Raw genomic sequence first — 7894 nt, 5'->3', positions numbered from 1 at the left:
CGGCGCGGCCACCTATCGGCCATCAAAATTGACGCCGACCGGACTCCGTAATCGTCGCGCTACAGGCCGGTCTAGATCGGATGCCATAGCAGTCAGGCGGGGCACTTCTCGGTGGAAATCCCGGCTCAAATCTCAGTGGCAATCAAAAGCGATCAGCCTCAATCTTTTAAGATTACTCTTTGGCGACCTCTGGACCTCTGGCAGCTTTTCGGAGGTGCATCGGGGCCTCCCAACGTCCGGTTTGTCGGCGGCAGCGGTCATCACCGCGTCCCACCCTGAATGTCCGTGTTCCTCAAATCGTCACCGGAACCCGACAGTCGCAAATGTCCCAATGCACGACATTCCTACCTGGAAAATAGATGGACCTCAGTCGTTATTTGAAGGTGGCACCAAAACCGAGCACGCCCTCGCCTTGCCCGTCTTCGTCGCCCGTTGTCTGCAACCGTCGAGTGCCTTGGCATTCTCCCGCGACAAGGCTGCGGCCTCCTTGAGCGCCCGCCAACCTTCGGGATCACCGACCTGCATGAGCCGCTGCCCCGCGCTCCACATATCCCGGTCCAGAACGCTCGCGGCCGTTTGCTCAGGCCAATACCAGTTATCGGGCACTGCATGATCGATCGCGTTCGGGATCACCGCGCCCAGCACAAACCCCAAGACCAGCGCGCCGGCCGCGATACCCGCAGCCCACTGCTTTTGCTGACGTGCAGTCAGCGCCGAAGCCACCACGCTGGTGATGGTGCCGATCGCCGAGCGCAAGTCCCGCTCGGCTCCGGCCAAGACGCGATGATCAGCCTCGCGCACGCTTACTGCAGCCATCTGAAGCTCCTTGGCCATAGCCTGGGGCGTCAACGCCATGGCTGGACGTTTGGCCAGAATATGGATGGCCTCATGCGTCTTAGCGCAGGCTTCTTGGACCTTGGCAAGGTCGGTGGTGTAATCGCGGGCATGCAGTTCCTGCTGGCGCGCGGCAAAGCCATCGATGGCAGCGGTCAGGCCGGCCAGCTTGGTGGTCATGGCCTCAAAAGCAGCTTCGGTCGGATCGACCGGTTCGGCGGTTGGTTCGCTCTGGTACCGGACGGTGGTGTCTATGGCGGCTCCGTCCATCATCTCTCCATTCCCAAGTTGCGCCCGCGATCGATCGAGCGAGTGAGTTCACGACCGATTTCCTTGGCACGCGCGATGTCGGTGAGGTCACGTCCCATCCCGCCATTCCGGCTGCCCGGCACCCATTCAGGGCTCCAGCGTTTGCCCAACAGCTGATTGCTGCGGCTCGCCAGCGCCGCGCCCATCGCCGGGTCCTTCTCCACGCCTTTGGCCATATCTTTCATGCGGGCCTCGACTTGGGTGCGGACATCTTCCTTGTCCCACCCGCGCAAGGCGTCGCGCTGCGCGCGCAATTGCTGCCAGCCTTGCACAAAGCGATCGGCGCGAAGCTCGGGATTGGTGCGTACTTCCATTTCCAACTGCATCGCTCGTATCGCGGTGGCGGTGCGACCATTGGCAGCCTCGCTCACCAGTGCGGGCTCACGGGCAAAAGCGTTGTCGAGATCGCGCAGCGCCCCTGGCGCGATGGCTTCCAGTGCCTGTGCAGCCCGCACCTGCGTCTTCTTTTGGTATTCCAGCGCCGGTAGGTTCTGCGCCGTCATACGATCGATGTCCGCCACAGCACGGGCATAGCGCTGAACGGTCTGGCCGAGATCAACCTGAGGCTGCGGCACTGCTGGTACTGGCGTGTCCCGCCCAGACGTAGACCGGCTTTGTACCGGCGCGCCAAACGAAGGCACCCGCAGCCGCAGCCCCTCGAACCGTCCGCGCGGCTTGGCGGGTTCGGTGTGGATGGGTTGGTGTGGGGTAAGCTCCGGCGCGTGTGCGGGCCGGTGCTCTGCAACAGGGGCGCCCAAACCTTCGCCCACACGACCGATGCCTCTGGCAGCGGCGAAGCGCTCGTGATGCCGGTCATGATCGCTGGCCATGTCCTTGGACCGGTCGCGCGCCAGCACCTGGGCCAGCTTGTCGCGATCGGCAAAGTCATCCTTGCCGTAGTGCAGATCGAGCCCAGTGCGATGGCGCGAGAGCGCCACATAGGCACCATGGCGATCAAGCCCCGGCGTGGCCAGCACATGGGTGCGGTCCACAGTGACCCCTTGCGACTTGTGGATCGTCGCGGCGTAGCCGTAATTGAGATCGGTGTAGTCCTTGTGGTCGAAGGCCACTGTGCGCCCATCGTCGAGCCGCACGTCCATGCGGGCCGCTGTGATCGCCTCGATGCTGCCCAAAGTGCCATTCTTCACTCCCAGCGAACGCTCGTTGCGCAGGAACATGATGCGGTCCTGCGCGGCAAACAAGAGCTCGCCGCGTGTGGTTTTGACCGCAATATCAGTGACTAACATCCCACGAGCTTTCATACGATCTCGGGCCAGTGCATTCAGTTCGTCGCATTCCTGGTTGGTGTGAGACAAAATCATCCGGCTGGCATGGGGATCGGCGGCACGCTCGGCATCCCAGCGCCCGATCAACTCCTCACGTGCCGCTTCCCGGGTGAGAGACTCGGTCACCATCCCGGCCTCGCGATAGGCTTCCAGCGCTTCGGCAGTACGGCCCGTGGCAAGCTGGCGGGTGGCATCGCGCTGCCATTCTTCCTGCTGCCGACGCACCTGGGTGATCTCGACGCTGCCATGGCGCTCGGCAATCGAACGGAAGGCAGCCCCGGCCTCGATCGCCTGGAGCTGCTGCGGATCGCCGACCAGCACCACCTTGGCGCCGCACCTGTCGGCTTCGCTCAGCACTCGTTCCATCTGCCGAGTGCCGATCATCCCGGCCTCGTCGATGACCAGCACGGTCTTGTCGGTCAGACGCTCGCGATCCAGAGCCCATTGGTGTTCGAGACTGGCGATAGTGCGGCTCGTTATTGCCGAGCCGCCTTCGAGGTTCTCGGCGGCGATGCCGGACAGCGCTGCGCCACGCACTTCATAGCCGGCTGCCTCCCAGGCCTCGCGGGCGACGCCCAGCATCGCGCTCTTGCCGGTGCCGGCATAGCCAATGACATTGCCGAGCCCGCGCCCCTCAGTCACGTGTTCGAGCGCACCGCGCTGTTCGGCGGACAGGATCATGCCGCGTCCCTCGGCATGGGCCAGCGCGCGATCCAGATGCCGCTCGGCGACGCCATGATGGCGCCGCGCTTCAAGCCGGATCGTGGCGTTCTCCAAGCGCTGCTCGGTCTCGATCATGGCGCGCGAGGTGAAGCGGTCTTCGCCGCGTCTGTCCTGGCCCAGCTTCACCAATTCTGGCGATGCCCGCACCGCTGCCATCACCGCATCGAACTGATCCTTTCCTTCGCTATGCCGATGGACGAACATTGCCAGATCGCGGGTGGTGAAGGTGGACTGCTGGTGGGTGATCGCCTCGAGCGCAATCTGTGGCTTCGCCAGGATCTTCTCGCCGTTGGCCCGAGCAATGGCGTGATGTTCCTGCAGCCGTTCGCTCGCCAAGCCTTGCTCGGCCATACGCGCTGCGGCCGGACCGATCTTGTGCTGCGGCTCCAGCTCGATCCCTTGTGCGTCCAGCGAGCGATGATCGATCCGAGCGTCGATATCGAGTTCGGCCAGGCGCTGGTTGACGTGTTCGGCCCAGGCCTCACGCCAGTGGGTCAGCAGTTCGGTGCGGTTCCAGTCGCGTACCTTGGGACCGAACCCGTCTTCGGTGACCTCGCGCATGCCCAGCATCACATGGGCATGCGGCTTGGGCTCTCCATCAGCGCCGATATCCCAATGGACATTGAGATCAGCGACCATGCCGCGATCGACAAACTCGCGCTGGACGAAGTCGCGCGCCAGGGCGATGCCATCGGCCTGGTTCAATTCGCGGGGAATGGCGAACTCAACCTCGCGGGCCAATTGCGCGTCCTTTCGCACTTCGGCGGCTTCAACGTCATTCCACAGCCGCTCACGATTCCGCCACGCCTCGGGCGCGCCGTCGGGCAGCATCACTTCGGAATGGACGACGCCGGCTTTGTTGGAAAAGTCGTGGGTGCGCTCGATCCGCGCATCGTGCAGCCGCGAGGCCGAGCGATAGGCGGCCGCAGCCACCGCCGAGGAGCCGGCGGCGCGCGAAATGACTTTGGCCGAGAAGTGGTAAATCGCCATGGCGACGTACCAATTACCCCTAAAAGCGCACGTCGGCACGACGTATAAGCGCGCCCTCGAACGATTTCATCTGCCTCGGGATCACGCAGTCCCAGAAGGCTTCGCCCTATTGAGAGGGCGTCATCATCCCGATAACTGAACCGTCCGACACCATCAATATGAAGGACGGACGATGCGCAAACCCCGCGACTACGACGCCGAGCTTAGGGCGCTTACCGACAAGGCCCGGCAACTCAAGAACCGCAAGACCAGCCAGCTTGGCGAACTGGTCGCCGCGACCGGTGCCGATGCGCTCGCGGTCGAGGAGCTTGCCGGCGCGCTGCTGGCAATCGTGACGACAACAGACCCAGCCAAGCGGGAGGCATGGCGCAAGCGGGGCGCCGCCTTCTTTTCAGGCGAGCGAGAGGCCGGGTCTGGCAGCGCTCGCCCGGGCACTGGCAATGAGCCAGGCCGGCCTGCGCAGGACACGGGCAGCGATGAACCGCCTCGCAGCCCACCGGGCGCGGCATGATACGCAGGAATGGCGGGTGAAGCGGCGCGAGCGAACCCGGCACCTGATCGAGCTGGGCGGCCTCGTCTTGAAGGCCGGCCTCGTCGAGCTCGTCGATGATGATCGGGCCGTGTTGCTCGGCATCATGACCGAGGCCGCAGGCAAGCTCAAAGGCGACGATCGCGAACAGGCGCTGACCTTGTGGCGGCGGCGCGGCAGGCGGGCATTCGATCCACCCTCTTGATCAAACGCGCGAGCTCGAGTGCAATGCCATCCTCAACATCATCCGGAGGGAGCTTGAGCCTTGAACAGTTACGCGATGCACGAGCATTACCAGAAGGCCATGGATGCAATTGCCGACCGTTTTTACAAGGCGATGGGCCTGACCACTCTTGTTTGCTTCAGCTTTGCCTGGGGCATCCTCAGCCATGACCCCACCTCGATGCGCGATGCCCTCGGTAACGGCTTCCTGGTGCTGGCAGGGATGTTCCTTGTCATGGCAATCATGCGCCCAGCTGCAGTGCGTAAGGTGAAGCTGGTCGATGCACGCTATGACGAAGACCATCGAGCGACGTTCGGCGAAGCGCCCAAGCTGGCGCTGACCGGCCTGTTTCCAGGGGCGTGACTTGGATCACGCCACTGCGGTTTGCTTGCAGATTGGGAGCGGCGTTTACGCGAATCTGTGACCCGCCTTGCCGAGCCCGTGTGCCATCGCCATAGGCGCGGTGATGAACGACACGAACTCCGCCATTATCCTGCGTGTCCTCGAGCGCGCGCCGCAATGGGTCCGGCACGACCTGGGCGCAAAGGATGAGGCGATCCGCACCCGCGCCGAAGAAACGCTGGCAGCGATGATCGCCAGTGCACTTGAGCCGGGAACCAGCGAGCCGGGCGAGGCTTAAGAAAGCTTACCCTCACTGGAGCTTACTCGATGCGCCGCCGGGCGTTCTATTCCCTTGCTGCAACCGCCTTCCTGCTTGCCGGCGCGGCGGCTCCAATCGCCCTGGCTCAGCCGCTCGCCCCGCCGAGCGCATCATCTGCGCGGGCGGCAGGCAATTCCTGTTGCGGACCACTGCCGACAGCGCACGAATCCAGATCGGCGCCCGTCAGCTGAAGCTCCCGCGCAAGCCTTCTGCGCTCAGTGAGCGCTATGCCAACGCCGAGGGCACCCTCATGCTGGATGGCGAGTTCGTCGCGTTCGTTCCCCGGGACGATGCAGGCTGGAAGGACTGTCGCCGCTCGAAAGGCATCCCGACGTCGTCGCCCACGGGCTGAGCGGATAGCCCGTAAGCTTCCCACCATTCACGCAAAACTTGGCGCACGGATTCGCGTCTGATATCGTGCAAGGGCGCTGCGCAAAAGGCGGCGCCGGGACTGGTAATCCCGCACACGAAGCGAACTCGGAAAACATGGTTTTCCGGGGTGCCGTCGCGCATGTCCAAACCTTCGGGTGAAAGGCGGCGGCGCATGTCGTGTGCATGTTACCAGCTCCGGCGGCTCCCGCGCGTTAGCGTGCGGGAGTTCGGGGTCGGTCCGCGTGGTACCCTGAAACCTTCCGCTACCGCCCTGACGCGGACCGGAGGTAAATATGGACAATACCGTTCCTGCTACTTCGGCTGGCCTTGGCGCCGGAGCGCCGAGCGCTGCCATCATCACCTTGCCCGCCGAGAATTCCGAGCTCGGCGCACTTTGGCGGCGCTATGATGCACTGCCCATCCGGCTCGGGCGCACGCGCGAAGGGCGCGAGCTCAGCTTGGATCGCTATCAACGCGCAGGCGAGTTCATGGGCTTGCTGACGTCGGGTACTGCCGACCAGTCGTCCTATCTCTTCTACTCGGCGGGCATCGTCGCGCAGCTGGCGATGTCCTCGCACCTGCTCGACGTCGGTTTTCCCGACATGTGGTGCGCGAAATACATCGGCCTCCACGTGGACCGCTCGCTAGCCTACGCCAACGCCACGGCATTTGGCTATGAGGACACCGCCACCGAGCGGCTGATGGAAGTACTGTCGCCCTACTGGAAATGGAACAGCCTCAGCCGTGCGCAGGGCATCCAGCCCGGCGATGGCGGCTTCGCCGCCGAGGAGGTTCGCGAGATCATCGCTGCGCTCGTTGGCCACGTCGCGGAGGTGACGGGGCACGGCCGCCCGGCACACCGCGTCGCGCGGTCCTGACCGGGGCATCGACGCGGCGCAGCGAGTCGGGGCGCCAAGCCATTGTGATGCAGGCAAACTGCCGACGGGCGGCGGGGCGAGCGGTCAGACGCTCGCCCAGCGTAGTCCCGTAAAAAATTTTCGGCGTCCGCTAGAGTGCGCCAGAGTGCATCAGGATACACCCGGCGTACCTTTCGGTGCAGACAGCGGCGAGAGCGGGTTCTCACGTGGTTGCGCTTTTCCCGGAATGCCCCAATTCTACTCGCGGCCGGCCAATCCAATCCCCGAAAGAGGAAGGATGCGCCACATGAATACTATCTCTCCCAACGCGTTCGTGCGTCTGCCCCAGGTCCTCAAGGAAACCGGGCTGTCGCGCGCGACGCTCTATCGCAAGGTCCAGGACGGGACCTTTCCCAGCCAGGTGCGCATCGCGAAGCGATGCGTCGGCTGGCGCCGCAGCGCCATCGAGCAGTGGCTCGCCAACCCGTTCTTCTATTCTGTCGATGACTACACCTGAGCCCGCCCCGCCGGATCATGTTTCGTGAATGATGCTGCCGCCCGGATCACCGGGCGGCAGCGACGGTTGTCACCACCTCTCGCGTTTCTGCCGCTCCATCGAGCGCATGAGCATGACAAGGGCGTAGACGAAATGCCTGCGGGCCTGCCGTCTGGAAAGACCGAGCCGGGCGGCGATCTCGTCGGTCGTCAGGTCTTCGAAACGCGCCAGCCGGAACACCTCGTGATGCAGGGCTGGTAGGGATGCCACCGCCCGGTGCAGACGGCGCAGTTCGGGATCCTCGACCTCCGGGAAGGCGTCGCGCAGGCGGTTCTCCCGGATACGCTGGTGCCACAGGGCAATGCACTGGATCATGACCGGTCCTCCCCGCATGCGAGGAGATAGTCTGCGCCCTTGCTGGCCGCGCTGGCCGCCCGGAAGATGACCTTTTCGTCGGCGCGCATCGCTTCAAGCCACGCGCCGATGTAATCCGCATGCCGGACGGTGGGTTGGATGCCCAGCGAAGCACAGGTGAAAGCCGCCGTCATCTCGGCGACATATCCTGACAGTCCAGCCAAAAACGGCGGTTGGAAGGTGAAATCCATCGGTGCCTC

The 7894-nt window shown here is 64.1% G+C and carries 11 protein-coding genes; 7 read left to right on the top strand and 4 right to left on the bottom strand.

What is annotated here, in order from left to right:
- Positions 1 to 366 precede the first annotated feature (366 nt).
- A complete protein-coding gene (locus PYV00_RS12710) occupies positions 367 to 1104 on the bottom strand; it encodes a DUF6118 family protein (protein ID WP_275228641.1) in 738 nt (245 codons plus the stop codon).
- On the bottom strand, positions 1104 to 4142 hold the full coding sequence (gene traA, locus PYV00_RS12705; RefSeq protein WP_275228640.1) for a Ti-type conjugative transfer relaxase TraA: 3039 nt from the start codon (positions 4140 to 4142) through the stop codon (positions 1104 to 1106). The genes PYV00_RS12710 and traA overlap by 1 nt, the downstream gene beginning before the upstream one ends.
- Positions 4143 to 4314: 172 nt before the next feature.
- Here traA and PYV00_RS12700 point away from each other — a divergent pair, with 172 nt between their 5' ends.
- The 7 genes from PYV00_RS12700 (at position 4315) to PYV00_RS12670 (ending at position 7301) form a co-directional block, all read left to right on the top strand.
- Complete coding sequence (locus PYV00_RS12700) at positions 4315 to 4653, top strand: conjugal transfer protein TraD (protein ID WP_275228639.1); 339 nt, start codon at positions 4315 to 4317, stop codon at positions 4651 to 4653.
- Positions 4654 to 4669: 16 nt separating this feature from the next.
- Positions 4670 to 4876 carry a conjugal transfer protein TraD gene (locus PYV00_RS12695; RefSeq protein WP_275228638.1) on the top strand — a complete coding sequence of 69 codons (207 nt, stop codon included), beginning with the start codon at positions 4670 to 4672 and terminating at the stop codon, positions 4874 to 4876.
- A 60-nt stretch (positions 4877 to 4936) separates the two neighbouring features.
- On the top strand, positions 4937 to 5257 hold the full coding sequence (locus PYV00_RS12690; protein ID WP_275228637.1) for a hypothetical protein: 321 nt from the start codon (positions 4937 to 4939) through the stop codon (positions 5255 to 5257).
- A gap of 103 nt (positions 5258 to 5360) precedes the next feature.
- Entirely contained in the window at positions 5361 to 5534 is a 174-nt protein-coding gene (locus tag PYV00_RS12685; protein ID WP_275228636.1) for a DUF6771 family protein, read from the top strand.
- 160 nt (positions 5535 to 5694) lie between these two features.
- The gene (locus PYV00_RS12680; protein ID WP_275228635.1) at positions 5695 to 5907 is read left to right on the top strand and encodes a hypothetical protein; all 213 of its coding nucleotides are present in this window, start codon (positions 5695 to 5697) and stop codon (positions 5905 to 5907) included.
- A 313-nt stretch (positions 5908 to 6220) separates the two neighbouring features.
- Entirely contained in the window at positions 6221 to 6805 is a 585-nt protein-coding gene (locus tag PYV00_RS12675; protein ID WP_275228634.1) for a hypothetical protein, read from the top strand.
- A 286-nt stretch (positions 6806 to 7091) separates the two neighbouring features.
- Entirely contained in the window at positions 7092 to 7301 is a 210-nt protein-coding gene (locus PYV00_RS12670; RefSeq protein WP_275228633.1) for a helix-turn-helix transcriptional regulator, read from the top strand.
- A 69-nt stretch (positions 7302 to 7370) separates the two neighbouring features.
- On the opposite strand, the gene PYV00_RS12665 is transcribed toward PYV00_RS12670, so the two are convergent.
- Positions 7371 to 7655 carry an RNA polymerase sigma factor gene (locus PYV00_RS12665; protein WP_275228632.1) on the bottom strand — a complete coding sequence of 95 codons (285 nt, stop codon included), beginning with the start codon at positions 7653 to 7655 and terminating at the stop codon, positions 7371 to 7373.
- The coding region (locus PYV00_RS12660; RefSeq protein WP_275228631.1) for a zincin-like metallopeptidase domain-containing protein at positions 7652 to 7894 on the bottom strand (243 nt) is incomplete at its 5' end. The genes PYV00_RS12660 and PYV00_RS12665, both read right to left, overlap by 4 nt.

It is taken from the genome of Novosphingobium album (ex Liu et al. 2023) (genome assembly GCF_029076845.1).
GTDB lineage: Bacteria > Pseudomonadota > Alphaproteobacteria > Sphingomonadales > Sphingomonadaceae > Novosphingobium.
The sequence above is the reverse complement of the archived record's forward strand: the minus strand, read 5'-3'. Positions and strand labels throughout refer to the sequence as shown.